The 24,226-nt window shown below is 74.5% G+C and carries 20 protein-coding genes, 1 tRNA gene and 2 pseudogenes; 13 read left to right on the top strand and 10 right to left on the bottom strand.

Going from position 1 to position 24,226, the window contains the following annotated elements:
* Positions 1–66: 66 nt before the first annotated feature.
* Complete coding sequence (locus B4U46_RS28930; protein ID WP_079430586.1) at positions 67–939, bottom strand: helix-turn-helix domain-containing protein; 873 nt, start codon at positions 937–939, stop codon at positions 67–69.
* 335 nt (positions 940–1,274) lie between these two features.
* Here B4U46_RS28930 and B4U46_RS28925 point away from each other — a divergent pair, with 335 nt between their 5' ends.
* The 3 genes from B4U46_RS28925 (at position 1,275) to B4U46_RS28915 (ending at position 3,752) form a co-directional block, all read left to right on the top strand.
* Positions 1,275–1,943, top strand: coding sequence for a helix-turn-helix domain-containing protein (locus B4U46_RS28925; protein WP_042817517.1), 669 nt, complete (start codon positions 1,275–1,277; stop codon positions 1,941–1,943).
* Positions 1,944–2,007: 64 nt separating this feature from the next.
* A complete protein-coding gene (locus B4U46_RS28920) occupies positions 2,008–2,565 on the top strand; it encodes a toxin-antitoxin system, toxin component (RefSeq protein WP_185117152.1) in 558 nt (185 codons plus the stop codon).
* Entirely contained in the window at positions 2,562–3,752 is a 1,191-nt protein-coding gene (locus B4U46_RS28915) for an MAB_1171c family putative transporter (protein ID WP_079430585.1), read from the top strand. The genes B4U46_RS28920 and B4U46_RS28915 overlap by 4 nt, the downstream gene beginning before the upstream one ends.
* Before the next feature lie 81 nt (positions 3,753–3,833).
* Here B4U46_RS28915 and B4U46_RS28910 read toward each other — a convergent pair whose 3' ends face one another.
* Positions 3,834–4,610 (bottom strand): DUF4239 domain-containing protein, encoded by a 777-nt coding sequence (locus B4U46_RS28910; RefSeq protein ID WP_079430584.1) that lies wholly within the window; start codon positions 4,608–4,610, stop codon positions 3,834–3,836.
* A 65-nt stretch (positions 4,611–4,675) separates the two neighbouring features.
* Positions 4,676–5,242: a hypothetical protein gene (locus B4U46_RS37585; RefSeq protein ID WP_079430583.1), complete on the bottom strand. Its 567-nt coding sequence runs from the start codon at positions 5,240–5,242 to the stop codon at positions 4,676–4,678.
* 168 nt (positions 5,243–5,410) lie between these two features.
* Here B4U46_RS37585 and B4U46_RS28900 point away from each other — a divergent pair.
* The 4 genes and pseudogenes from B4U46_RS28900 to B4U46_RS28885 all read left to right on the top strand — a co-directional run.
* Positions 5,411–5,611: pseudogene (locus B4U46_RS28900) on the top strand (YfcC family protein); the annotation flags it as partial.
* A gap of 131 nt (positions 5,612–5,742) precedes the next feature.
* Positions 5,743–7,068, top strand: a complete 1,326-nt coding sequence (locus tag B4U46_RS28895) for a sensor histidine kinase (protein ID WP_079430582.1) — start codon at positions 5,743–5,745, stop codon at positions 7,066–7,068.
* Positions 7,056–7,712: a response regulator transcription factor gene (locus tag B4U46_RS28890; RefSeq protein WP_079430581.1), complete on the top strand. Its 657-nt coding sequence runs from the start codon at positions 7,056–7,058 to the stop codon at positions 7,710–7,712. The genes B4U46_RS28895 and B4U46_RS28890 overlap by 13 nt, the downstream gene beginning before the upstream one ends.
* A gap of 141 nt (positions 7,713–7,853) precedes the next feature.
* Positions 7,854–8,666, top strand: coding sequence for a hypothetical protein (locus B4U46_RS28885; RefSeq protein ID WP_079430580.1), 813 nt, complete (start codon positions 7,854–7,856; stop codon positions 8,664–8,666).
* 82 nt (positions 8,667–8,748) lie between these two features.
* Here B4U46_RS28885 and B4U46_RS28880 read toward each other — a convergent pair whose 3' ends face one another.
* Together B4U46_RS28880 and metG are read right to left on the bottom strand one after the other, a co-directional pair.
* Positions 8,749–9,948 carry a glycosyltransferase 87 family protein gene (locus tag B4U46_RS28880; RefSeq protein WP_079430579.1) on the bottom strand — a complete coding sequence of 400 codons (1,200 nt, stop codon included), beginning with the start codon at positions 9,946–9,948 and terminating at the stop codon, positions 8,749–8,751.
* A 215-nt stretch (positions 9,949–10,163) separates the two neighbouring features.
* The gene (metG, locus tag B4U46_RS28875; protein WP_079432047.1) at positions 10,164–11,879 is read right to left on the bottom strand and encodes a methionine--tRNA ligase; all 1,716 of its coding nucleotides are present in this window, start codon (positions 11,877–11,879) and stop codon (positions 10,164–10,166) included.
* Between the two features lie 367 nt (positions 11,880–12,246).
* Between metG and B4U46_RS28870 the strand changes: the two genes are divergently transcribed.
* Together B4U46_RS28870 and B4U46_RS28865 are read left to right on the top strand one after the other, a co-directional pair.
* The gene (locus B4U46_RS28870; protein WP_237293158.1) at positions 12,247–12,849 is read left to right on the top strand and encodes a sigma-70 family RNA polymerase sigma factor; all 603 of its coding nucleotides are present in this window, start codon (positions 12,247–12,249) and stop codon (positions 12,847–12,849) included.
* Between the two features lie 761 nt (positions 12,850–13,610).
* A pseudogene (locus B4U46_RS28865) lies at positions 13,611–14,381 on the top strand (IclR family transcriptional regulator domain-containing protein); the annotation flags it as partial.
* Positions 14,382–14,697: 316 nt separating this feature from the next.
* Here B4U46_RS28865 and B4U46_RS28860 read toward each other — a convergent pair.
* From B4U46_RS28860 to B4U46_RS28850, 3 genes are all read right to left on the bottom strand, one after another.
* The gene (locus B4U46_RS28860; protein WP_079430578.1) at positions 14,698–16,380 is read right to left on the bottom strand and encodes a serine/threonine-protein kinase; all 1,683 of its coding nucleotides are present in this window, start codon (positions 16,378–16,380) and stop codon (positions 14,698–14,700) included.
* Between the two features lie 82 nt (positions 16,381–16,462).
* Positions 16,463–16,547 (bottom strand) — tRNA-Leu (locus tag B4U46_RS28855).
* A 147-nt stretch (positions 16,548–16,694) separates the two neighbouring features.
* The gene (locus B4U46_RS28850; protein WP_079430577.1) at positions 16,695–17,636 is read right to left on the bottom strand and encodes a beta-ketoacyl-ACP synthase III; all 942 of its coding nucleotides are present in this window, start codon (positions 17,634–17,636) and stop codon (positions 16,695–16,697) included.
* Positions 17,637–17,858: 222 nt separating this feature from the next.
* Between B4U46_RS28850 and fdhD the strand changes: the two genes are divergently transcribed.
* Positions 17,859–18,704 carry a formate dehydrogenase accessory sulfurtransferase FdhD gene (gene fdhD, locus B4U46_RS28845; protein ID WP_079432044.1) on the top strand — a complete coding sequence of 282 codons (846 nt, stop codon included), beginning with the start codon at positions 17,859–17,861 and terminating at the stop codon, positions 18,702–18,704.
* Here fdhD and B4U46_RS28840 read toward each other — a convergent pair whose 3' ends face one another.
* Both B4U46_RS28840 and B4U46_RS28835 read right to left on the bottom strand, forming a co-directional pair.
* Entirely contained in the window at positions 18,705–19,136 is a 432-nt protein-coding gene (locus B4U46_RS28840) for a hypothetical protein (RefSeq protein ID WP_107438337.1), read from the bottom strand.
* A gap of 9 nt (positions 19,137–19,145) precedes the next feature.
* Positions 19,146–20,198, bottom strand: coding sequence for a bile acid:sodium symporter family protein (locus B4U46_RS28835; protein ID WP_079430576.1), 1,053 nt, complete (start codon positions 20,196–20,198; stop codon positions 19,146–19,148).
* A 147-nt stretch (positions 20,199–20,345) separates the two neighbouring features.
* Here B4U46_RS28835 and B4U46_RS28830 point away from each other — a divergent pair, with 147 nt between their 5' ends.
* The 3 genes from B4U46_RS28830 to B4U46_RS28820 all read left to right on the top strand — a co-directional run bounded on the left by B4U46_RS28830 (position 20,346) and on the right by B4U46_RS28820 (position 24,197).
* On the top strand, positions 20,346–21,197 hold the full coding sequence (locus B4U46_RS28830) for a LysR substrate-binding domain-containing protein (RefSeq protein ID WP_079430575.1): 852 nt from the start codon (positions 20,346–20,348) through the stop codon (positions 21,195–21,197).
* 156 nt (positions 21,198–21,353) lie between these two features.
* On the top strand, positions 21,354–23,177 hold the full coding sequence (locus tag B4U46_RS28825) for an AMP-dependent synthetase/ligase (RefSeq protein ID WP_079432042.1): 1,824 nt from the start codon (positions 21,354–21,356) through the stop codon (positions 23,175–23,177).
* Between the two features lie 177 nt (positions 23,178–23,354).
* A complete protein-coding gene (locus B4U46_RS28820) occupies positions 23,355–24,197 on the top strand; it encodes an aldo/keto reductase (protein WP_185117153.1) in 843 nt (280 codons plus the stop codon).
* Positions 24,198–24,226: the final 29 nt, after the last annotated feature.

Raw genomic sequence — 24,226 nt, 5'->3', positions numbered from 1 at the left:
GCGCGCGCCGTGGCAGCGCTCGGGGAACCAGTGTCCCCGGTGGGGACCAGTGTGTCTCCCGCCGCCTCAGTCGCCCAGTGTCGGAACCGCCCGCAGACGGGCTCCCTGCTGCTGCGGGAAGCCCGCGCCGCCGCGCACCGGTCCGGTCGGCAGGCCCTGCGGGGCGGAGAGCACCAGGGTGATCCGGGTGAGCCCCATCCCGTCGAGCATCCGGCTGGTTTCGGCCACCATCCGGCAGCGCACCAGACCCCAGACCGGGTCGGGGTGGCGCACCGTGCGCACCGCGCCGTCCTGTTCGGCGGCCTCCTGCCCGTGCGTGGTCAGCCAGTGCGGGACCCCGTAGCGGTAGGCCGCCTCCATGAACGGGTCACGGGCCACCTCCTGGCGGATGCTGCGCAGCCCCTCGTCGTCCGGGGACGCCGCCAGGGCGGTGGCGAACTGGGCCAGCAGCGGTACGCACCAGGCCGGTTCGTGGTCCTCCAGCACGGCGGCGGCGTCCGGGTGGAACAGCACGAAGCGCAGGAAGTTGTCGTCCGGCAGGGCCGTGGGGTGCGGTCTCACCGTCTGGAAGAGCCGGTCGAAGGCCGAGTTGGTGAGGGCCACGTCCCAGCGGTGGTCCACCAGGAAGCTCGGGTAGGGCACGGCCTCCATCAGGGCCGCGTAGTCGACCAGGTAGTCGCGCTGCGCCGGGTCCTGGGGCAGCCGGTTCTCCTCGGCCGCGCGCCAGGTCGGCGGCGGGTCGCGGTCGACCATGATGCGGAAGAGCCAGAAGCACTGCCGCTCGCTCATCTCCAGGGCCTCGGCCAGGGCGAGGAGCTTGCGGTCCGTCCATTCCTTGACCAGGCCGCGCTCCCAGTTCCCGTACGCGCGTACGCTGATGCGCAGGCGCGCCGCGAGGTCTTCCTGGCTCAGGCCCAGTTCTTCGCGGCGTTGGCGCAAAATCTCCTTGCGCCGCTCCGACCGCACTGCGCCACGGGCGGACTCGTCGCCCGCCAGGCGCTCCTCACCGGCTCGGACGAGGCCATCAGACGGGCCCACCGCTGCGAGATGTGGCACCGAGAGCTCCCCCTCCTCAACGGTCTGGATCTTCATTTCCGTGTGGCGATCCTGCTACCGACTTCATTCGAGTGTCAACTATTGTGGCAATTCCAGCCTGGCGACAGCTCATTCGCGCCACAGCTGTGGCAAGTTATGGCTCTCCCAAAACAAACCGGATAGATTCCCTGAGGCCGACCACGTGCCCACTCACCTCGCGCGATCTAGGAGAACCACTGGTGACAGACGGCTTCCCGGCTCCCGTCGCGGTGGCCAACGCGCCCCTGGCGGCAACCGTCACGCGGGTCGCCGAGCTGGCGAACAAAATGGGCCGCGACCCGAACCAGGTCTTCGACCTCCGCCGCCTCTCGGAGGCCTCCGGGGTCCCCACGGACGTGATCAGGTCCCTCCTGGACGGCCGGCGGGCCGGTGAACCCGATCTCCAGGCGCGCTTCCTCCAGCGCCTCGACCTGCTGCGGCGCACCCGGGTGAAGCCCAACGGCCGCCGCTACACCCAGCAGGAGATCGCGGACGGCGCCGGGATGTCGCGGCAGCAGGCGGGCGCCCTCATCAACGGCGACCGGCGGCCCACCATGGAGCACTGCGACGCCATCCAGCGCTTCTTCGGGGTGCACGCGGGCTTCCTCACCGCCCATGACGCCGACGCCCTCACCGACGCCCTCCAGCGCACCGAGCAGCAGCTCCTCCAGGACTTCGCGGGGCGCGAGCGGCAGACCGTACCGGCCGAGGCCGCCGCGGCCGGCGACCCGCTCGCCCGGCTCCTGCAGAACCACGGCGTCCGGGGCATCGCCTGGCGAGCCGCCCAACTGCCCAGCGACAAGCACCGGGACAAGGTGACCGAATGGCTGGACATGCTTCTCGAAAGCGTCAAACCGAACGAATCATGACCCAGTCGAAAGTCTGGATCTGATCCTTGAGTCCTGATCCGGATCCGCGTCGACGGGGAGAACGGTGAGCATAGGCAGAGCGCAGCGGCGATTGTGCGCGGAGCTGGTGTCCGGCATCAAGCTGGCCGGCCCCGTGGAACCCGTGGACCTCTACACCGCCCTCTGCGACGGCATGAGCAGGCACCGGGGCCGCCCGGTGCAGTTCCGGATGGCGGCGTTCCCCCAGGGGACCGCGAGCGGCCTGTGGCTCGACATGGCGGACCGGGACCTGGTCGTGATCGAGGAGCGCACCGCGCCGGACCACCAGCTGGTCATCCTGGGCCACGAGCTCTGGCACATGCAGGCCGGCCACTGCAGCCACCACGTCGACGGCGCCGCCGTCGCGGCCCGGCTGCTGACCGACGGGGCCGACCTCGGCGAGACGGTCCGCAGCGTCGCCGCGCGCACCCGCGCCGACGTCCGGGAGGAGACCGAGGCCGAGACGTTCGGCCTCCTCCTCGGCAGCAGATGCCGCACCTGGCTGGCCGGGTCCTCCGGCGGGCGGGCGGCCGGCCGGCGGGACGAGCTGGCGGGACGGATCGAGACCTCCCTCGGCTACCGGGGGCACAGGAACGACCGTTGAAAGGACCGGACTACTACATCCCGGCGGCCGCGATGGCGGTCTCCCTCGTCTGCAAGCTGCCGGCCCTGCGCACCAACTGGCGCGATCCGCTCCTGCGGTCGGTCTGTTTCCTGCTCCTCCTCGCCGGCGCGGTCTTCACCTTCGCCGCCCCGCCCACCATCGAAGCCGTCAACCGCTGGACGGGGGTCGCCAACTTCTCCGCTCCCCTGGTCTACTGCCTGATGACGGCCTTCAGCGCCTCCTGCCTCGTCCTGGTGTTCAACTGGCGCGGCGGCCCCGCGGAGGAGATCAGGCACACCTCGATGCGCTGGATCGCCGGCTACTCCGTGGTCATCACGGCGATCGTCATCCTGTTCGCCCTCGGCGCGGCCCCCGTCGAGCGGCTGCGCGACTTCGACACGTACTACGCGAACACCCCCTACATCCGGCTGATGATCGCCTCCTACCTGCTGGCGCACAACGTGGCCGTGATGATGATGGTCTCGATGTGCTGGCGCTGGTCCCTCCAGGTCTGCGGCTGGCTCCGGGCCGGCCTGCTGATCATCGTCTCGGGCTACGCCATCAGCCTGGCGTACGACGCCGCGAAGATGTCGGCCGTCGCCGCCCGCTGGCTGGGCCACGACCTGGACTTCCTGAGCACCTTCGTCGCCCCGCCGCTGGCCTCCGCCGGAGCGCTGGTCAGTTCGGTGGGCTTCGTGCTGCCCCTGCTGTACCAGCGGGTGTCCGACAGCTGGCGGACCTGGAGCACCTACCGGGACCTGGGGGCGCTGTGGCACGAGGTGCAGAGCACCGCGCCGGGCGACACCCCGGGGGTGCGGATGTCCTGGTGGTCCCCGGCCGAGATCCGGGTGATCCAGCGGGAGTCCGACATCCACGACGGGTTCCTGAGGCTGGGCCCCTGCTTCGACCGGCGCCACCGCGACACCGCCTACGAGCGGGCCCTGGAGACCGGCGCGGACGAGGAGACGGCCCGCGCCGTCGCGGACGCGGCGATGGTGGCGGCCGCGGTGCTGGTCTGCGCCGCCGACCCGCAGGCGGTGGCCGGGACCGAGGAGGAGGAAACGGACGCGGACCGGGTGCTCGTCACCGCCGACGGGCCGCGCGACCTCGTCCGGATCTCGCACGCGCTGCGGCACTCGCCGCTGGTGGCCGCGGCCCGGCGGCAGGCGGCCCCGGCGGGGAGCTGAGCCCGCCGGGGCCGGACCGCGGGGCCCCGGGGCTCGGGGCCGCGGAGCCAGAGAGCCGATGGGCCCATGGGCCCATGGGCCTCAGCGGGAGGCCGTCACCGACAGGGCCGGGAACAGGTCCTGGAAGGCTCCCGCCGAGTCGGTGCCGTCCCGCCCGAAGGGGGCGTCGAAGCTCCAGACCATGAACAGCAGGAACACGATCAGGGCGCTGAAGAGACCGGCCAGCAGCAGCTCGCGGCCCGAGCGCCGGATCTGCAGGGTGAAGATCAGCCCGATGGTGACGACGCCGCCCACCACCAGCCCGACCCAGACCACGCTCGGCAGGGTGGACTCGTCGCTCTGCGTGCGCGAGTGCCGGGCGTCGTCGGCGGCCGCGATCTGGTCGAGCAGCGGCTGGTAGGCCTGCGCCTGGAGCTCGTTGGCGGGGCTCTGGTGGGTGACGTCCGTCCGCAGCTTCCCGAGCAGCTGGGCGCCCTCGGGGGAGGCCTCCCGGCCGGAGACGAGGCGCGGCCAGTCGACGTTGACGGTGTGCGAGACGTACGCGTCCACCTCGCCGCGGATCCGGTCGCGGACGGGCGCCGGGTAGACGTCGGCCCGCTGGGTGACCTCGTACAGCGACTGGGCCTCGCGGCGCACGCTGTCCTCGGCGGCGCCGCGCGCCTCCCAGACCCCCGCGATGGCCAGGCCCAGGACGATCGCGTAGACCACGCCGACCATCATCGTCATGTACTCGATGACGTCGGGGGTTTCGCTGGTGTCCTCGTCGTCCGCGACCCGGCGGTGCCGGATCACGGTCATGGCGAGGACGAGGGCGCAGACGAGCGCCATGGCGATGGCCAGGACCAGCCATTCGGACACGAGGGATCTCCCGTTCGTGGATGCGTCGGTGTGTCAGCGGTTCGAAGCCGCGGCGCGGCGGTGTCTCAGGAGGCGGAGCCCCGGCCCTTGGAGCGGGGGCGCAGCGCGGCGGCGGCGAGCACGGCCGGGGTGGTGACGACCACCATCAGCATCATGGTGCTCAGTCCGTTCGGGCTGCGCCGCTCCAGGGCCACGGAGCGGTACGGGCGGACGTGGAAGGCGCCCACCGGCGCGGCGGTCCCGGGCGCGGCCGGACCGGAGGCTGCGGCCGGCGCCGCCTGCGGCCCCGGCGGGGACGCCGGCGGAGCCGGGGCCGGCTGCGCCCCGCCGTCCGGTGCCGGGGCCCCGGGTGCCGGGGTCCCGGGCAGGCCCGGCGCCTCGCCGGGGTGGTGCACGGCGGGCCGTCCGGCGCCGGGCACCCGCACCCGTACGGTGGGCGGGACCACGGCCGGGGTGCCGGGCCGGGCGACGGGCGGCGGCGGCATGGGCGGCCGCGCGGGGCGCCCGGCCGGTACGCAGATGTCGACCCGGGCCCCACTGCCGTGCCCGTCGCCCGCGACCGCCACGTGGCCGTGCAGCGGGCAGAGCGCGGCCACCATGCCCGCCCCGGCGTAGTACTGCCAAGCCGTCACCGCGGTCCTCCGATTCGGCAGCCGATATGAGGGTTACGGGTGAAGAAACGATCAAGGGCCCGGTTCGACACGCGCCGGGCGGGTCAAGATCCTTGTCCGAGGGGTGATTCCGGGCCGGGCCGATGACGCCCCCGCGCGCCCCGGGGTCCGCTCACCCTTACGGACCACTCCGGCGCCCTCGACCGGGGCATCGCCCGCCTCGCGCACCGGCTGCGCGACCGCGGGGCCCTGCTGATCGCCGCCGTGATGGTGGTCTTCTCCGTCCTCGGCACCGTAGAGGGCTTCGCCGAGGAGACGCCCGGCTTCGACGGGCTGCTGGTGCCGATGATGCTGGCGCTCGGCTACGACCGGCTCGTGGCGGTCGGCACCTCGACACCTACCTCCGCTTCGTCTGGCCGCTGCTGGTCCTGCTGTTGGTGCTGATCTGCGGGTTCGTGGCGCTGGGCGCGGCCGTGTGACGGCCCGTCGGGCGCGCTGACCCGTCGCCTAGGCTGGTCCCCATGCCCGGATCCACCACTCCTGACCCCGCTCCAGACCCCGCGCCGCCCCTCGAACCGGCCGTGGCGGTATGGCGGTCGCTGCGGCGGCCGTTGCGGTTCCTGGCGTCCTGGTGGCCCTGGCGGTGCTGGGCGTATCTCGGCAGCGGGTTCGTGCTCGGGTACGGGGTGCTGTGCGCGCTCGTGCTGCTCCTCGGGCTCGGGCTGCTGCTGGCGGTCGCCGGGATCGGTCTGGTGCTGCTGGCCGGCGCCCTGGCCGGGGCGGTGCCCCTGGGGGAGCTGGAGCGGCGGCGGCTGCGGTGGGTCGAGGCGGAACCCGTCGCGGATCCGCACACCTCGCTCGCCGGCGCCGGCGCGGGGGCCTGGCTGCGGACGCGGCTGCGGGAGCGGGCCACCTGGCGGGAGTTCGGGTACGCCGTGCTGCTCGGGCCGGCCTTCGGGGCGGCCGGGTTCGGGGTGCTGGCCCTGGTGGCCCTCTCGCTGATCCTGGTGGTCTCCCCCGTGATCGTGTGGGCCCTCGCCCCGGAGCCGGTGATGCTGATACCCGGCGAGGCGGTGGCGGGCCCGCTGGAGGCCCTCGGCGGCACCGCCGCGGGCCTGGCCGGACTGGCCCTCGCCGCGTACGCGGCCGCGCTGATCACCGGGGTGCAGGTGAAGACGGTGCGGCTGCTGCTCGGGCCGCACGAGGAGGACGCCCGGGTCCTGGAGCTGACCCGCTCGCGGGTCCGGCTGGTCGAGGCCTTCGAGGCGGAGCGGCGCCGCATCGAACGGGACCTGCACGACGGGGCCCAGCAGCAACTGGTCGCCCTCAGCATGACGTTGGGCCTCGCGGAGCTGGAGCTGCGCAGGGCCCCCGGCGCCGACGGGGCCGCCGCCCTGGTGCGCCGGGGCCGCGAGGAGGCCAAGCTGGCACTGGCCCAACTGCGGGACCTGGTGCGGGGGATGCACCCGCAGGTGCTGACCGACCACGGGCTGGCCGCGGCCGTCGCCGAGGTGGCGCTGCGCCATCCGGTCCCCGTCACGGTGGACCTCCAGGTACCACGGCTGCCCGAACCGGTCGAGGTCACCGCGTACTTCACCGTCACCGAGGCCCTGGCCAACGCCGCCAAGCACAGCGGCGCCTCGCGGGTCGACGTCGCCGGCGGGGTCGAGGGCGGCCGGCTCACCCTCACCGTCACCGACGACGGCCGCGGCGGCGCCGATCCCGGCGCGGGAGCGGGGCTGGCGGGGCTCGCGGACCGGGTGGCGATGCTGCGCGGGAGGCTGACGGTGAGCAGTCCGGCCGGCGGGCCGACGCGGCTGCGGATGGAGGTGCCGTGCTCCGGGTGATCCTGGCCGAGGACTCGGTGCTGCTGCGCGCGGGCCTGACGGAGCTGCTGGCCCTCGGCGGCCACCGCGTCCTCGCCGCCGTCGGCGACGCCCCCGCCCTGCTGCGGGCGGTGGAGGCCGAGCGGCCCGACGTGGTGGTGACGGACGTGCGGATGCCGCCCGGGCTGCGCGACGAGGGGCTGCGGGCCGCGCTCGCCCTGCGCCGCGCCGACCCCGCGCTGCCGGTCCTGGTGCTGTCGCAGTACGTGGCCACCGCCTACGCCACGCAGCTGTTCACGGGCGGTTCTGCGGCCGGGCTGGGCTATCTGCTCAAGGACCGGGTCGGTGAGGTCGAGGAATTCCTCGACGCCCTGCGGCGGGTGCACGCGGGGCAGACGGTCATCGACCCGGAAGTGGTCCGCGTCCTCCTGGCGCCCCGGCCGGCGAACGACCCCCTCGCCCGGCTCACCCCGCGCGAGCGCGAGGTGCTGGCCCTGATGGCGGAGGGGCTCAACAACCAGGCCCTGGCGGCGCGGCTGTTCGTCACCGAGGCCTCCGTGGTGAAGCACGCGGGCAGCATCTTCACGAAACTGGAACTGGACCCGACGGAGGGCAACCGCCGCGTCCTGGCCGTCCTGGCCCACCTGCGCGGCGCGGGCGCGTAGGGGTACCCGTGCCGGCACCGGCCGCCGCGCCGGACCGCGCTCACCTCGGGTCCGCCCGCGCGCAGGACCCGAGGTCGGCCGGGTGATGAGGCCGTGACCTGGGGATGTTCAGATCGGCCGGGGCGGCACTAAGGTCTCAGGGTGCCGAAGAACGATGAGATGCCCGACGATCCGGCCGGACCGGGCGAGGACGAGTGGAACGTGGTCCTCGACGAGGACTTCGTCCGTGGCGCCTCGATCCACGAGTCCGCCGCGCCGGGGCCCACGCGGACGTGGGCGCTCGTCCTCGGGCTGCTGCTGCTGATGGGCCTCCTGGCCCTCGTCACGCTCGACCTGACCGACCCGTCCGACGAGGAGCGGGTCACCGTCCGGCCGAGGAGGACGGCCTCCCCCACCGCGGCCCCCTCCCCCTCGGCGTCGGCTGCACCGGCCGCCGGCCGGCCGGCGGTCCCGCCGGCCGACGTGTTCCCCGCCGAAGTACCGGACGGCTCCGGGGGCACCTTCGTCCGGGTCGCGACGAAGGTGCTGGGCTCCTGCTCCGAGCCGGACTCCGCCGGCCCCCGCCTCGCCGCGATGCTCGCCGAGGGCAAGGGCTGCGTCGGCGGGGAGACCGCCCTCTACAAGGACGACGGGAACAACCAGTTCACCATCGCCGTCTTCACCCTGCGGGACCCCGCGGACACGGTCAGGGTGGTGACCGGGCTGACGACGGCCCCCGACGACCACCAGGTCGGCGTCCAGGCCCCGCCGCCCGGATCGGGACTGGCCGTGCTGGGGCCCGGGGCCGGGCTGGTGCAGTCCTTCTCGGGCACCGGCCGGGTCGTGGTGGCCGCGCTCGGGCAGTGGTCCGACGGCCGGACGGCCGACCTCCGGCAGCTGTCCGAGCGGCTGCAGCCGCTCCAGCGCGCGGTCGACGAACAGGTCGAGCGGTACGAGGAGACCGTCGCGCCCTGACCTGCCCCGCGCCCCCACCCGCCGCCCGCCGCCTGCCCCGAGCGCGCCCTGACCCCACGCGTCCCCGGGACCGCCCCGCCCTTCAGCGGGCGGGCGCCGGACGCGGCCCCCGCGCCGCGGACCGGGCCACCACCCGCGACGGGACGGCCCCCGCGGGGGCGGCCGAGCGGGCCCAGGCCACCAGCAGCACCGGCAGCGCCAGGTAGCCGAAGCGGCCGGCCGGGGCCAGCAGGAAGACCAGGGTCAGCCCCAGCGCGAGGCGGTCCGCCGCGGCCACCGCCGTGCGCGGCGGGCGCACCCACAGCGAGAGGGCCACCCCCACCCCGCCCAGCACCAGCAGGGCCGCCGCCAGGTACCAGCCCCACGGCCCGAGTTCCGCCAGCAGGTGCCCCGGCAGGGGGCTGCCCGCCGGGGTCGCCACCTCGGCCCGGCCCGTCGGGAAGGCGAACACCTGCCGCCACAGCTCCGCCGGCTGGAGCAGGGCCCCCGGCAGCACCAGGGCGGCCGTCACCGCCCCCGCCGCCACCGCGCAGCGGACCGCCGCCCGGGCGCCGGAGCGGGAACCGAGGAGGGCCGCCGCCACCGCCACCGCGGGCAGCGCCGTCCACTTCAGGGCGCACGCCGCCCCCAGGGCCGCCCCGGCCAGGGCCGGGCGGCCCGAGGCGGCCGCCGCGAGGGCGAGGCAGCACAAGCCCGCCAGCGGCAGGTCCACCCCGCTCACGGCCAGCGGAAGTGCCACCACCGGCGAAGCCACCAGCAGCGGGAGCAGGGGCGAGGGGGCCGCGCCGAGGAGGCGGCGGCCGGCCCACATGCCGCCGGCCAGGACGGCCGCGCACCAGATGCGGGCGTCGCCCAGCAGTCGGACCGCCCATCCCCCTCCCCCGCCGGAGCCGCCGTCGAGCAGGGCGCGGGGCAGGCCGAGGAGGGACATGGCCGGGAGGTAGGGGGTGTACTCCGCGACCCCGGCGGGGTGGTCGACGTACATCTTCCCGGTGCCGAGGAGGAGCCGCCCGGACCGTTCGATCACGCCGACCTCGGACTGGCCCTGCCCGGTCAGGACCAGGTACAGGAGGGGGACGGCGACGGCGCCCAGCAGGGCCGCGCCCAGGGCCGCCCGGCGCCGGCCGAGGACGGTGGCCGCGGCGGCGGCGAGGTATCCGGCGGCCGCGCACCAGCCCCACAGGCGGTGCGGGGCCAGGGCGGAGAACAGCGGGAAGGACAGGGCCCACACGGCGGCCAGCAGCCAGCCGGCGGTCCACCGGGCGGTACGGGAAGGGGTCATGGCCCCATTCCAGCCGCGCGGCCCCCGCCGGGTCTGCACGCCTGGGCGGAGCTTTCACGGTGGGGTTTTCCCTACCCCCGGGACCGCCTCCTCCAGCGCGTCCGGAGCCCGGCCCCGGGCAGGAACCGGGCCGGAACCCGAGCCCGGCCCCGGGTGCGCCGAAGGGCGCGGCCCCGGGTGGGGTCGCGCCCTTCGGGCAGCGGTCGCGGGGGGCCTCAGGCCTCCGGGGAACCGCCGAAGCGCTCGCGGTAGGACTCCAGGTCCTCCTCGGTGACACGGGCGAACAGCACCGGCGGCACGGTGAACGGGGTCCCGGCCGGAACCGCGTCCAGCGCCCTCGCCTGCTCCGGGGTCACCCAGGTCGCGGTGTCGCCGGGCAGGTCGAACGCGGTGCGCATGGCGCGCGCCGAGGCCGGGATGAACGGCTCGGAGACCACCGAGTAGAGGTGGATGAGGTTCATCGCGGTGCGCAGGGTCAGCGCGGCGGCGTCGAGGTCGGTCTTGACCTCCAGCCAGGGGGCCTTCTCGTCCAGGTAGGAGTTGCCCGCGGACCACAGGGCGCGCAGCGCGGCGGCGGCCTTGCGGTACTGGAGGGTCTCCATGTGGCCCTCGTACTCGGCCAGCAGCTCGGCGATCTGCTCGCCCAGCTTGGCCTCGGCCTCGCCGGCGGGGCTGCCGGCCGGGACCTCGTCGCCGAACTTCTTGCGGGAGAAGGTCAGGACGCGGTTGACGAAGTTGCCGAGGGTGCCGCCGAGGTCCTTGTTGACCGTGGCCGCGAAGTGCTCCCAGGTGAACGAGGAGTCGTCGGACTCGGGGGCGTTGGCGATCAGGAAGTAGCGCCAGAAGTCGGCCGGAAGGATCTCCAGCGCCTGGTCGGTGAAGACGCCGCGCTTCTGCGAGGTGGAGAACTTGCCGCCGTAGTACGTCAGCCAGTTGAAGGCCTTGACGTAGTCGACCTTCTTCCAGGGCTCGCGGGTGCCGAGCTCGGTGGCCGGGAACATCACCGTGTGGAACGGGACGTTGTCCTTGGCCATGAACTGCGTGTAGCGGACGTCCTCGGCCTCGTACCACCAGGACTTGTAGTCGCGGCCCGCCGGGTCGGCGTCCGCCCACTCCTTGGTGGAGGCGATGTACTCGATGGGCGCGTCGAACCAGACGTAGAAGACCTTGCCCTCGGCGGCCAGTTCGGGCCAGGTGTCGGCCGGGACCGGGACGCCCCAGTCGAGGTCGCGGGTGATGGCGCGGTCGTGCAGGCCCTCGGTCAGCCACTTGCGGGCGATGGAGGACGCCAGCTGCGGCCACTCCTCCTCGTGGCGCGCGACCCAGGCCTCGACCTCGTGCTGGAGCTTGGACTGCAGCAGGAAGAGGTGCTTGGTCTCGCGGACCTCCAGCTCGGTGGAGCCGGAGATGGCCGAGCGGGGCTCGATCAGGTCCGTGGGGTCGAGGACGCGGGTGCAGTTCTCGCACTGGTCGCCGCGGGCCTTGTCGTAACCGCAGTGCGGACAGGTGCCCTCGACGTAGCGGTCCGGCAGGAAGCGGCCGTCGGCGGGCGAGTACACCTGCCGGATCGCCCGCTCCTCGATGAAGCCGTTCGCCTGGAGCTGCCGCGCGAAGTGCTGCGTGATCTCGGCGTTCTGCACGGAGGAGCTGCGGCCGAAGTAGTCGAAGGACAGCTCGAAGCCGTCGTAGACCGCCTTCTGGGCGTCGTGGGCCTGCGCGCAGAACTCGGCGACCGAGATCCCGGCCTCCTTGGCGGCGAGTTCGGCGGGGGTGCCGTGCTCGTCGGTGGCGCAGATGTACAGGACGTCGTGGCCGCGCTGGCGGAGGTACCGGGAGTACACATCCGCCGGAAGCATCGACCCGACCATGTTGCCCAGGTGCTTGATCCCGTTGATGTACGGAAGCGCGCTGGTGATCAGGTGTCGAGCCATCCTCGGATGCTCCATTTCAGTTCATTTCTACGGATCCATGCGGCGGCGGCCCCCCTCGGACGTGCCGTGGGCGTGCCGTGGGCGTGCCCTGCCGAATACGCATGGTGAGGCGGTTCATCGTATCGAACCGCGGGCCCGGACCCCGACCGGTATCCGGAGGGCGGACGCCGGGGCCGCCTCCGGGCCCGGCGCATGCGTCGGCATATGCATCGGCATATGCGTACGTACCGACGGGCCCCCCGCCTGATCGGGATCGCTCACGAACCGGTCACCGCCCGACGTAATCCCTTCAGCTTCCTCATCCACGCCCCCCGAGTGCGCCGGTACTGCTCTCATGGACCGGCACCAGGGGATGAGGTGGGGAACGGTGAACGATGGCGGACCGGAGGAGTCCGGCGGGGCCGTGGGACTGCCCAGCCGGCGGCGGCAGCCGACGCCCATGAGCCAGTGGGACCCGACGGCGCGCCTGTCGTACTGGGCCTTCCACAGCAACCGGCGGCCGGCGTACATGCGCTTCGCGTACCTCCAGCTCGGCTCCGACGCGGACGCCGAGGACGCGGTGGACGCCACCTTCGACTCGATCATGCACGAATGGCTCCGCATGCTGCACATGGACCGCCTCGACGCCTACGCCTGGACCGTGCTGAAACAGCGCATCGTCGACTGGCAGCAGCGCCGCGACCCCCGCCTGCGCCGGCCCGAGCCGATGGACATCAGCGCCTTCGAGGCGGCCCTGAAGGAGGAGCATCCCGACCAGTACGAGGTACTGACCGACACCATCCGCTTCTACCAGGCCGTCTCCCGCCTCGCCGAGCGGCAGCGGGACACCGTGATGCTGCGCTACGGGCTCCAGTGCACCCCGGGCGAGGCCGCCGCCGTGATGGGCGTCGACGAGGCCACCGTCCGCTCGCAGCTCGGCCAGGCCCACCGGCGCCTCGCGCGGCTGCTCGACACTGCTCCCGAATCATGACCGCCGCCGCCGACGACGACGACCGCACCGGGGCGGACCGGAGCCGCGCCGCGGCCCGGCGCCCCCTGTCCGAATTCCTGCTCCGCGCGGGCGTGCGCGACCGCTACCCGCACTACGACCTGGGCGCCGCCGAGGCCCGCCTGCTGCGCACCCCCCGCGCGTCGGGCGCCCCGGCCGACCCGGCCGGCCGGGGCCGGCGGCGCCCCTTCGGCTGGAGCGACCCCGCCCGGGACTGTCCCGTGGACTCCGAACGGGCCCGCCGGGACCTGAAGGCCGCCTGCCTCTCCGTGGTCTGCGACCCGCACGCGCGGCGCGACCTCTGCCGCTTCGTGGACGGCGGCCACGCCGACCCGCCGGGCGCGGTCGTCTTCGGCTGCCTGCTGCACCTGGCGGGGCTGGGCGAGGGCGCCCGGTTCTGGTGGCAGTTCGCCGCCGGGTCCGGGAGCGCGCGCACCGCCCCCGCCGCGTACTGCCTGTTCCTGGACCACTCCCGGCGCGGGGAGCACCACGACGCCCGCCACTGGGCCCGCGAGCTGGGCCGCCGCGGCTTCAGGCCCGGGGGGCGCCGGGAGCTGCGTGAGGTGCGGCTGTGCGCCCAGGCGGCCGTCCTGCGTCACGTCGTCCAGTGCGACGATCCCGACCTGGGCCCGGTGCCGCTGCCCGGCCCGGAGCTTCCCGGGGTGCTGGCCGCGTTCCTGGCGCCGCCCCGGCTCCCGGCGCGCCGGCCGCGCCCCGCCGCGGGCCCGCTGCGCCACCCCGCGCTGACCGCGGCCGCGCGGGGGACGGCGGTGCGGGCCGAGACCGGCGAGGCCCTGGCGCAGGCGCGGCGCGCGCTGGACGTCGTACGGGTCCTGGAGCGGCACCCGCTGGGGGTGCGCGCCGGGCAGCTCGCGCGGAAGGCCGGGCTCACGGAGGCCGCGCTGCGGCCGCTGCTGTCGATGCTGTGCGAGGAGGAGTACGCCTACCGGCCCGGCGCCGGGGTGTACGCGCCCGGCCCGGCGCTGGACCGGCTCGCCGCCCCGGGCGGCGGCGCTCTGGCGGCACAGCTCCAGCGCACCCTGGCGCTGGCACGGGACAGCGCGGGCGCCGCCGTCTACCTCAGCCGGTACGCGGAGGGCGAGGTCCGGATCACCCAGATGGCGGACGGGCCCGGTGCCCCGCCGGTGCGGGAGTGGGTGGACTTCAAGGCCGCCGCGCACGCCAGCGCGGTCGGCAAGTGCCTGCTGACCCAGCTCGACCACGAGGTCCGGGCCGACCACGTGGCCCGCCACCGCCCGGCCCGGCTCACCCCGCACACCATCACCGACAGCCGGGCCCTGTTCAGCGCCCTGGACGCGCTGGCCCCCGGAGCCCCCGTCTTCGACCTGCGCGAGTACTCCCCCGGGGTCGTCTGCTCGGCGGTGCCCATCGCCACGGGCGGCGCCGCCGGAAGCCTGGCCCTCTCCCTGCCCGCCGCCCACGCCCACCGCCTGCAGGAGGCCACGGAGGCCCTGCGCCGCAAGGCGGTCCCGGTGCTGCTGGCCCTGCTGCTGTCGGGTGCCATCCCACCCGACGCCCCGGAGCAGGCCCCGCCCCCGGCGGCCGCCGCCCCGACCCCGGAGACCCTGCGCCACCTGCGCCACCTGGGCCGGCTCTTCCGGACCCCGCTGACCCGGTTCGCGGCGTCGGCCGCCGGCCCGCACCTGGTCAGCGACTCCGCGTCAGGGGCGGCGTACCTGTTCGGGACCGATCCGGAGGGCGAGGGCCCGCGCCTGGCGCTGCCCCAGACCCTGGGCCCCCTGGCCCCGGGCAGCCTCCCGGCCCAGGAGGGGCTGGTGGTCCTGGGCACCTGACGGGATGCCGTGGCTCCTAGGACGCGAAGGAGTCGAGGGCGGTGTCGAAGTGGGCCCTGGCCTCGGCGAGGCGGCCGACGGGGGCCGAGACCCAGACGTCGTACATCCGGCCGTTCCGGTCCCAGCCCAGGTCGTAGGTGTGCCGTGGGCCCTCGGCGGTGCTGAAGCCGTTCCAGGTGAACTCCCACAGGGCCGCGGGCAGTCCGTCGTGGGTGGTGGGGACGACCGAGCCGTCGCGGTAACCGGGGTTGTTGGACGGTCCGTTCGCGTCGGAGCGCCGCATCGCGGCGAGCGCTCCGCCCGGCGACGCGGACGTCACCTTGATGCCGATCCGGAACGCGCCGTCCGGGGAGACGTAGAAGACCCGCTGGTCGTCGGTGGTGCGCTGGAAGCCCTGGGGCACTGCGAGGCCGAAGCCCGCCGGGTCGGCGACCCACCGGTACCCGGCGGGCGCGGGCTTCCCGGCGGGGGCGGGCGGGGCCGGTGCGGGCGCGGTCACGGTGGTGGTCGCCGTCGCCGTCGCCATCGCGGGGGAGGCGGCGGGGGTCGCGGGCGGGGAGGCCGCCGGGAGCAGCGGGGCGGTCGTGGCGGAGGCCGCCGGGCCGGGGCGGTCGTCCTGCGCGGTGTCCCGGCCGCCGGCCGGGCGGGAGAGCAGGGAGGTCACGGCCACGGCGCCGACGACGGCCGTCACGACGAGCGCGGCGACCAGTCCGGCGCGCAGACCCGCCCGGGGCTTCGCCTCCTGCGCGGGGCCGGTCTGCGCGGTGGCCCGTTCGGTCGGCGTCCAGCCCGCCGGGGCGGGGGCGGCGGACCGGTCGGGGGCGGCGGCGGTGGCGGGGCCGAGGACGGGGAGGCTGCCGGTGGTCACGTACGCCGACAGCATCCGCTGTGCCTGCGCCGCTCCCAGCCGGCGGTCGGGGTCGCGTTCCAGCAGGCCACGGACCAGCGGGGCCAGCGGGCCCGCCTGTGCGGGCGGGCGGATCTCGTCCTGCACGACGGCGTGCAGGACCCCGCCCAGCGAGTCGCGGTGGAAGGGGGACTCTCCGGTCAGCGCGGCGCACAGCAGGGCGCCCAGGGACCACAGGTCGGACGCGGGGCCGGCGGCGGCTCCCTGCATCCGTTCGGGAGAGGTGTACTCGGGCGAGCCGACGAATGCGCCGGTCTCGCTGATGGTGGTGGAACCGGCCAGGCGGGCGATGCCGAAGTCGGTGAGCACCACCCGTCCGGTGCCCGCCTCCATGAGGACGTTGGCCGGCTTGACGTCGCGGTGGAGCACCCCGCGCTCGTGGGCCGCGTCCAGGGCGCCGAGCAGGGCGAGTCCGACGCGGGCGGTCTCCCCGGTGTCCAGGGGGCCGGTGGTGGTGAGGCGGTCGGCGAGCGAGCCGCCCTCGACGAGTTCCATGACGATGTACGGCCGGGCGTCGTCCTCGACGACGTCGTGCACGACGACCACGTGCGGGTGCTTGATCTGTGCGACGGTCCGGGCCTCGCGCAGCGCCCCCGCCGCTTCCCCGTCCTCGCCGACGTGGAGTTCCTTCACGGCGACCGCACGTCCCAGGAGCTCGTCGGAGGCCTGCCAGACGGTCCCCATGCCGCCCCGGCCCAGCCTCTTCCCCAGGCGGTACCGCCCGGCGATCACGACGTCCTTGCGCGGTTCGTCCTGCGGCACGCTGTTCCCCCTCGACCCGGTCGGGCCCATGATGCCGCACCGGCGGATCCGGCCACCGGGCTCCGCCCCGGAACACGAAAAAGAACCCCACCGGAGTGGGGTTCTCTGTCTGTGTCCGAGGGGGGACTTGAACCCCCACGCCCGATAAAGGGCACTAGCACCTCAAGCTAGCGCGTCTGCCATTCCGCCACCCGGACCGGTGGTCGGCCCCGGTTTCCCGCGGCGACATGGACAACCATAGCAAAGGATCGGCGGCCCTCCGACCAGTTATCCGGCCCGGCCGCCGGCCCGCCACGCCGCGCTGACCTGCGGCCGGACACTTCCCGGGCCCGGTCGTCGACGCCCTAGGGGCAGCGGATGACCTGGCCGGCGTAGGAGAGGTTGCCGCCGAAGCCGAACAGGAGGACCGGGGCGCCGGTGGGGATCTCTCCGCGCTCGACCAGCTTGGAGAGGGCCATCGGGATGCTGGCCGCCGAGGTGTTGCCGGAGTCGACGACGTCGCGGGCGACGACGGCGTTCACGGCGCCGATCTTGGCGGCGAGGGGCTCGATGATCCGCAGGTTGGCCTGGTGCAGGACGACCCCGGCGAGCTCCTCGGGGGTGATCCCGGCCTTCTCGCAGGTCTTGCGGGCCAGGGCCGGAAGCCGGCTGGTGGTCCAGCGGTAGACGGCCTGGCCCTCCTGCGCGAAGACCGGCGGGGTGCCCTCGATGCGCACCGCGTGGCCCATCTCCGGGACCGAGCCCCACAGCACCGGGCCGATGGCCGGTTCGGCGCTGGCCTCGACGACGGCGGCGCCGGCGCCGTCGCCGGTCAGCACGCAGGTGGTGCGGTCGGTCCAGTCGGTGATCCCGGCCATCGTGTCGGCGCCGATGACCAGGGCGCGGGTGGCGGAGCCGCAACGGATGGCGTGGTCGGCGGTGGCCAGGGCGTGGGTGAAGCCCGAGCAGACGACGTTGAGGTCCATCACGGCGGGCGCGCCGGCCATCCCCAGCTTGGCGGCGACGCGGGCGGCCATGTTGGGGGAACGGTCGATGGCCGTGGACGTGGCCACGATGACGAGGTCGATGTCGTCGGGGGCCAGGCCGGCGTTGGCGAGGGCCTTGGCGGCGGCCTGGTAGGCCAGCTCGTCGACCGGTTCGTCGGGGCCCGCGATGTGCCGGGTCCTGATGCCGACGCGGGAGAGGATCCACTCGTCGCTGGTCTCGACCATGCCCGCGAGGTCCTCGTTGGTGAGCACCTTCGCGGGCTGGTAGTGCCCTAGCGCCACCACGCGTGAACCGGTCATGGGCGGGATCCCCCTTTTGTACGGCAGTCAGGATCATTCACCTTCTCCTGCTACCGGCGAGTACGTCTGCATGCAACCCAACAGGATTGGGGCATCGGAATTTGGAGAATTCCCAGCATCCCCCAGCCCGGAGACCGGGCCCGTCGACGATCCGGGAGAATGTCCTCGTCAGGTGCACGATCGGTGCACGACGCAGGACGGAAGCGGGCGGGGCTGATCGCGATGGGACGGGTCACCGAGCGGCGCCGCGTCATACGGGTCCGGGGCGGGGCGGCCGGTGTCCGGCCGGACACCCTGGTCGCGGAGGAGCCGCTGGAGATACGGCTGAACGGCAAGCCGCTGGCCATCACGATGCGCACCCCCGGTGACGACTTCGCGCTGGCGGCGGGCTTCCTGGTCAGCGAGGGCGTGATCGCGCGGGCGTCGGACGTCCAGGCCGTGACCTACTGCGAGGGGGCCGCGGAGGACGGCTCCAACACCTACAACGTGGTCAACGTGCAGCTGGCCGCCGGGGTTCCGGTGCCGGACATCACGCTGGAGCGCAACGTCTACACCACCTCCTCCTGCGGTCTGTGCGGCAAGGCCAGCCTGGACGCGGTGCGTACGGCGACGCGTTTCCCGGGGCTCGCCGCGGACCCGGTACGGCTCCGCGCGGAACTGCTCGCGGAGCTGCCGGACCGGCTGCGGGCGGCGCAGAAGGTCTTCGACCGCACGGGCGGGCTGCACGCCGCCGGGCTGTTCTCGGCGGAGGGCGAGCTGCTCGACGTACGGGAGGACGTGGGGCGGCACAACGCCGTGGACAAGATCGTCGGGCGGGCGCTGCAGGCCGGGCGGCTGCCGCTGGCCGGGGCGGTGCTGCTGGTGTCGGGCCGGGCCTCGTTCGAGCTGGCGCAGAAGGCGGTGATGGCCGGGATCCCGGTGCTGGCGGCGGTGTCGGCGCCGTCCTCGCTGGCGGTGGACCTGGCGGCGGACTCGGGGCTGACGCTGGTGGGCTTCCTGCGGGGGCCGGACATGAACATCTACGCGGGTGAGGAACGGATCCTCCTGCCCGCCCCCGAGGGGTCCTAGCTACCTGCGGCGCCTGCCCCCGCGCGGGGTGGCGGCGGCCGGTTTCGGCTCCGGGGGGTCGATGCGGTGCAGGTCGAGGGTGGCCGGGAGCGGGGTGGCGCCCGGGCCGCCGGACTCGGCCCAGGCGATGATCTCGTCCGTCGCGGTGTCGTCCAGGGCCCAGCCGAACCAGACGGCGCGCGCGCCCCGGCGGCGGGCCTCGGTGGTGGGCTGGACCACGATCACGTTGGCCCGCTCGCAGGGCCCGAGGCAGTCGCTGGTCCGTACGGCCAGCCGGCCCCCGGAGGCGTCGGCGGCCTCGCGGAGCCGGGCGAGCTGGCCGGCGTGGTCGGTGCCGGGGTTCTTGCGGGGGTCCCCGCAGCAGCAGCCCCGGCAGACCACGAGGGTGCAGGGGCGGGGGGCGTGGGCGGCGAGCGGGCGTATCCAGGTCACCGCCGCACGTTACCGGCCCCGCGCGGCCGGGTGTTGGGGCCGGGACGAGACCTCCGCCACAGAGCGGTCCGGGAGTTGGGCGCCGTCCCCTTCCTGCGGGTCGCGGGCGCGGCGGCGGGCGAGGGCGGCGCAGACCATCAGCTGCATCTGGTGGAAGAGCATGAGCGGCAGCACGGCCAGGGAGGCCTGGGCCCCGAACAGGACGCTGGCCATGGGGAGTCCGGCGGCCAGGCTCTTCTTGGACCCGGCGAACTGGATCGCGATCCGGTCCGCGCGGCCGAAGCCGAGGCGGCCGGCCCCGTACCAGGTGACGAGGAGCATGGCGGCGAGGAGCACGGCCTCCACGGCCATCAGCGCGCCCAGGCGCGGGAGGCTGACCCGGTGCCAGACCCCGGCGGCCATGCCCGCGCTGAAGGCGGCGTAGACGACGAGGAGGATCGAGCCCCGGTCGACGAGGCCGAGGACCTTCTTGTGGCGGGTGAGGAAGCCGCCGACCCAGCGGCGCAGGGTCTGGCCGAGGAGGAAGGGGAGCAGCAGCTGGACGACGATCTTCAGGAGGGAGTCCGCGGAGAAGCCGCCGGTGTCGCCGCCGAGCAGGGCTCCGGCGAGCAGGGGGGTCACGACGATGCCGGCGAGGCTGGAGAAGGAGCCGGCGCAGATCGCGGCGGGGACGTTGCCGCGGGCGATCGAGGTGAAGGCGATGGAGGACTGGACGGTCGAGGGGACCAGGCAGAGGAAGAGCAGTCCGTTGTAGAGGGGCTGCGTCAGGAGGGTGGGCACGAGGAAGCGGGCGGCCAGGCCGAGGGCCGGGAAGAGCAGGAAGGTGCAGGCCAGCACGGTGAGGTGGAGCCGCCAGTGGCGCAGTCCGTCAAGGGCCTCGCGGGTGGAGAGCCGGGCTCCGTAGAGGAAGAAGAGCAGGGCCACGGCGGCGGTGGAGGCTCCGTCGGCGAGGGTGGCGGCGGGGCCGCGGGCGGGGAGCAGCGCGGCGAGGCCCACGGTGGCGAGCAGCGCCAGGACGTAGGGGTCCAGGGGGAGCCGGGCGGGGAGTCGGGGGCGTGGCATGGGCTGTGCTCGCTTGCTGTCGTCCAAGGGAGGGCGCCCGGTTGCGGCGGGCGGCTTCCATCGTCGCCCTTCGCCGGTCATCGGGAAACCCGCACACCGCTCTGACTGCCATCGCGTGCCGTGATGAGCGCGCCTTAGTCTGGGGGTGTGTACGACCCGGTCCAGCTGCGCACCTTCCTCACGGTGGCCCAGACGCTGAGCTTCACCCAGGCCGCGGGGCGGCTGGGGGTGCGGCAGTCCACGGTCAGCCAGCACGTGCGGCGGCTGGAGGAGGCCACGGGCCGGCCGCTGTTCGCCCGGGACACGCACAGCGTGGCGCTGACGGAGGACGGGGAGGCGCTGCTGGGCTTCGCGCGCACGATCCTGGAGGCGCACGAGCGGGCGGCGGCCTTCTTCGCCGGGACGCGGCTGCGGGGGCGGCTGCGGTTCGGGGCCTCGGAGGACTTCGTGCTGACGCGGCTGCCGGAGATCCTGGAGGGGTTCCGCCACGAGCACCCCGAGGTGGACCTGGAGCTGTCGGTCGAGCTGTCGGGCGTCCTGCACGAGCGGCTGGACGAGGGCCGTCTGGACCTGGTGCTGGCCAAGCGGCGCGGGCCGGGGGACGAGCGGGGCCGGCTGGTGTGGCGGGACCGGATGGTGTGGATCGGGGCGGAGGGGCTGCGGCTGGACCCGGAGCGCCCGGTGCCGCTGATCGTGTTCCCGCCGCCGGGGATCACCCGGGCGCGGGCGCTGGAGGTGCTGGAGCGGGAGGGGCGGGCCTGGCGGATCGCCTGTACGAGCGGGAGCCTGAGCGGTCTGATCGCGGCGGCCCGTGCGGGGCTCGGAGTGATGGCGCACACCCGGGGGCTGATCCCGCCGGGTCTGGTGCGGGTGGGCGGGCTGCCGGAGCTGGGGCCGGTGGAGTTCGCCCTGCTCCAGGGGCGCCGCCCGACCCCGGCCGCGGAGGCGCTGGCGGCCGCGGTGCTGGCGGGCGGGGACCGGCTGAGCCGGGCGGCGTAGGGCGGCGGCGGGCGGCTCGGCCCGGCCCCGCGCGGGTGAGTGCGCAGGTCGGGCGGGGCCGTGCGCGAGGGGATCTTGTGGAGGTTTCCGCAGGGGTGCCGGGCGTGGGGGCCGGTGGGGTAGCGTCTCGGCGCCCGGGATCCAAGGAGCGGAATGTTGCGCGAGTTCACCGTGCCCCCCGTGGTCAGCGGCCAGCCGGCCGGCGGCCTGGCCGACGTGGTCTTCGAGCATGCCGGGCAGGACCCGCACCGGGTGGCGCTGGGCCGCAAGACGGCCGGGGTGTGGCGGGACGTGACCTCCGGGGAGCTGGCCGGGGAGGTGCTCGCGCTCGCCAAGGGGCTGCTGGCGCAGGGGGTGCGGTTCGGGGACCGGGTCGCGGTGATGGCGCGCACCCGCTACGAGTGGACCCTGTTCGACTTCGCGCTGTGGGCGATCGGCGCCCAGCCGGTCCCGGTCTATCCGACCTCGTCGGCGGAGCAGGTGCACTGGATCCTGTACGACTCCTCCTGCACCGGGTGCGTCGTGGAGGACGAGGACCAGGCGATGACGGTCGGTTCGGTGATCGAGCGGCTGCCCCGGCTGCGGCTGCTGTGGCAGCTCGACGCCGGGGCGGTGGCCGAACTGGTGGCGGCCGGTCGGGGGGTGGACGAGGACGTCGTGCACCGGCACCGGCGTGCGGTGACCCCCGACGCGGTCGCCACCGTCATCTACACCTCGGGGACAACGGGCCGCCCCAAGGGGTGCGTGCTCACCCACGCGAACTTCATGTTCGAGGCCGACACGCTGGTCGCCCGCTGGAAGTCGGTGTTCCGGGCGGGGCCGGGCGAGCAGCCGTCGACCCTGTTGTTCCTGCCGCTGGCGCACGTCTTCGGGCGGATGGTGGAGGTGGCCGCCGTCCGGGCGGGGGTCAAGCTCGGGCACCAGCCGGCGGTGGCCGCCTCGGAGCTGCTGCCCGATCTGGCCGCCTTCCGGCCGACGTTCGTACTGGGGGTCCCGTACGTCTTCGAGAAGGTGTTCGCGGCGGCGCGCCGCACGGCGGAGGCGGAGGGGCGGACGGGGCCCTTCGACCGGGCGGTGGAGACGGCCGTGCGGTACGCGGAGGCGCGGGAGCAGAAGGCGTTCGGGACGGGGCCGGGGCCCTCGGCCGCGCTGCGGATGGAGCACCAGCTCTTCGAGAAGCTGGTGTACGGCAAGGTCCGCGAGGCCCTGGGCGGGCGGGTGCGGCACGCGATGTCGGGCGGCTCGGCGATGGCGCGCCGGCTGGGGTTGTTCTTCGACGGCGCCGGGATCACGGTGTTCGAGGGGTACGGGCTGACGGAGTCCTGCGCGGCGGCCACGGCGAACCCGCCGGGTGCGGTGAAGTACGGGACGGTGGGGCCGCCGATCCCGGGCACCACGGTGCACATCGCCGAGGACGGGGAGGTGTGGCTGTACGGCCGTCACGTCTTCTCCGGCTACCTGGGCGACGCGCGGGCGTCGGAGGAGGTGCTGCGGGAGGGCTGGCTGGCGACCGGGGACCTGGGGCGGCTGGACGGCGACGGCTATCTGACGATCACCGGGCGCAAGAAGGAGATCCTGGTGACCTCGAACGGCAAGAGCGTGGCGCCGGCGGCGCTGGAGGAGCGGGTGCGTTCGCATCCGCTGGTGTCCCAGTGCGTCCTGGTGGGCAACGACCGGCCGTTCGTCACGGCGCTGGTGACCCTGGACATGGAGGGGATAGCGCACTGGCTGTCGATGCGCGGGCTGGCGCAGCGGTCGGCGGAGCAGCTGGTGGGGGATCCGGCGCTGACGGCGGAGGTGCGGCGGGCGGTGGTGGCGGCCAACACCCTGGTGTCGCAGGCCGAGCAGATCCGCGCCTTCCGGGTGCTGACGGGGCAGTTCACGGAGGAGCGGGGGCTGCTGACGCCCTCGCTGAAGCTGAAGCGCCGGGCGATCGAATCGGCGTACGCGCGGGAGATCGCGGAGCTCTACCCTTCCTGACCGCCCACCCCGCGCGGCCGGGGCACCGCCGGTACGGATCCCGCGCGGGCTGGGCCGTCCGGGTGGTGGGGCGGCCGCAGGGGGCGGGGGCGGGAATACGGTGTGCGGGAGGCCGGTTGTGGCCCTCCGCGCGCCCCCGCGCACACCGCACCGCGCCGACCCCGAGGAACACCCGTCGTGAACCAGGTCCCGAACATCAAGCTCAACAACGGCACGCTCATGCCCCAGCTCGGCTTCGGCGTCTGGCAGGTTCCCGACGAGGAGGCGGAACGGGTCGTCGGGGCCGCGCTGGCGGCCGGCTACCGCAGCGTCGACACCGCGGCGGTCTACGGCAACGAGCGGGGTACCGGCCGGGCGGTGACCGGCTGCGGGCTGCCGCGCGAGGAGCTGTTCGTCACCACCAAGCTGTGGAACGGGCCGGACCGGCGCTGGGACCGGGACGCGGTGCTGCGCGCCTTCGACGACTCGCTCGGCAAGCTGGGCCTGGACCACGTCGACCTGTACCTGATCCACTGGCCGCGCCCGATGCGCGACGACTTTCTCACCATCTGGAAGACCTTCGAGGAGATCGCGGCGAGCGGCCGCGCCAAGGCCGTCGGCGTGTCGAACTTCCGCCCGGCGGACCTGGAGCGGCTCGGGGCCGAGAGCTCCCTGGTCCCGGCGGTGAACCAGATCGAGCTGCACCCGCTGTTCCCGCAGCCGGAACTGCGCGCCCTGCACGCCCGGCTCGGGATCGCGACCGAGGCCTGGTCCCCGCTGGGCCAGGGCAAGGAGCTGCTGGAGCTCCCGGCGGTCACCGCCGTGGCCGCCAAGCACGGGCGCAGCGCGGCGCAGGTGGTGCTGCGCTGGCACCTCCAGCTGGGCACCATCGTGATCCCGAAGTCGGTGACCCCCTCCCGGATCCGGGAGAACCTGGACGTGTTCGGGTTCGAGCTGGACGCCGAGGACCTGGCGGCGCTGGACGCGCTGGGCGCGGACGGGCGCCGCATCGGTCCGGACCCGGCCGTCTTCGACGTCTGAAGCGGACGTGGACGTGGACGCTCCCCGAT

Origin of the sequence: Streptomyces katrae (genome assembly GCF_002028425.1) — a bacterium.
GTDB classification, from domain to species: domain Bacteria; phylum Actinomycetota; class Actinomycetes; order Streptomycetales; family Streptomycetaceae; genus Streptomyces; species Streptomyces katrae_A.
Note: the sequence above shows the minus strand (reverse complement) of the source record. Positions and strands in the feature narration are given on the sequence as shown.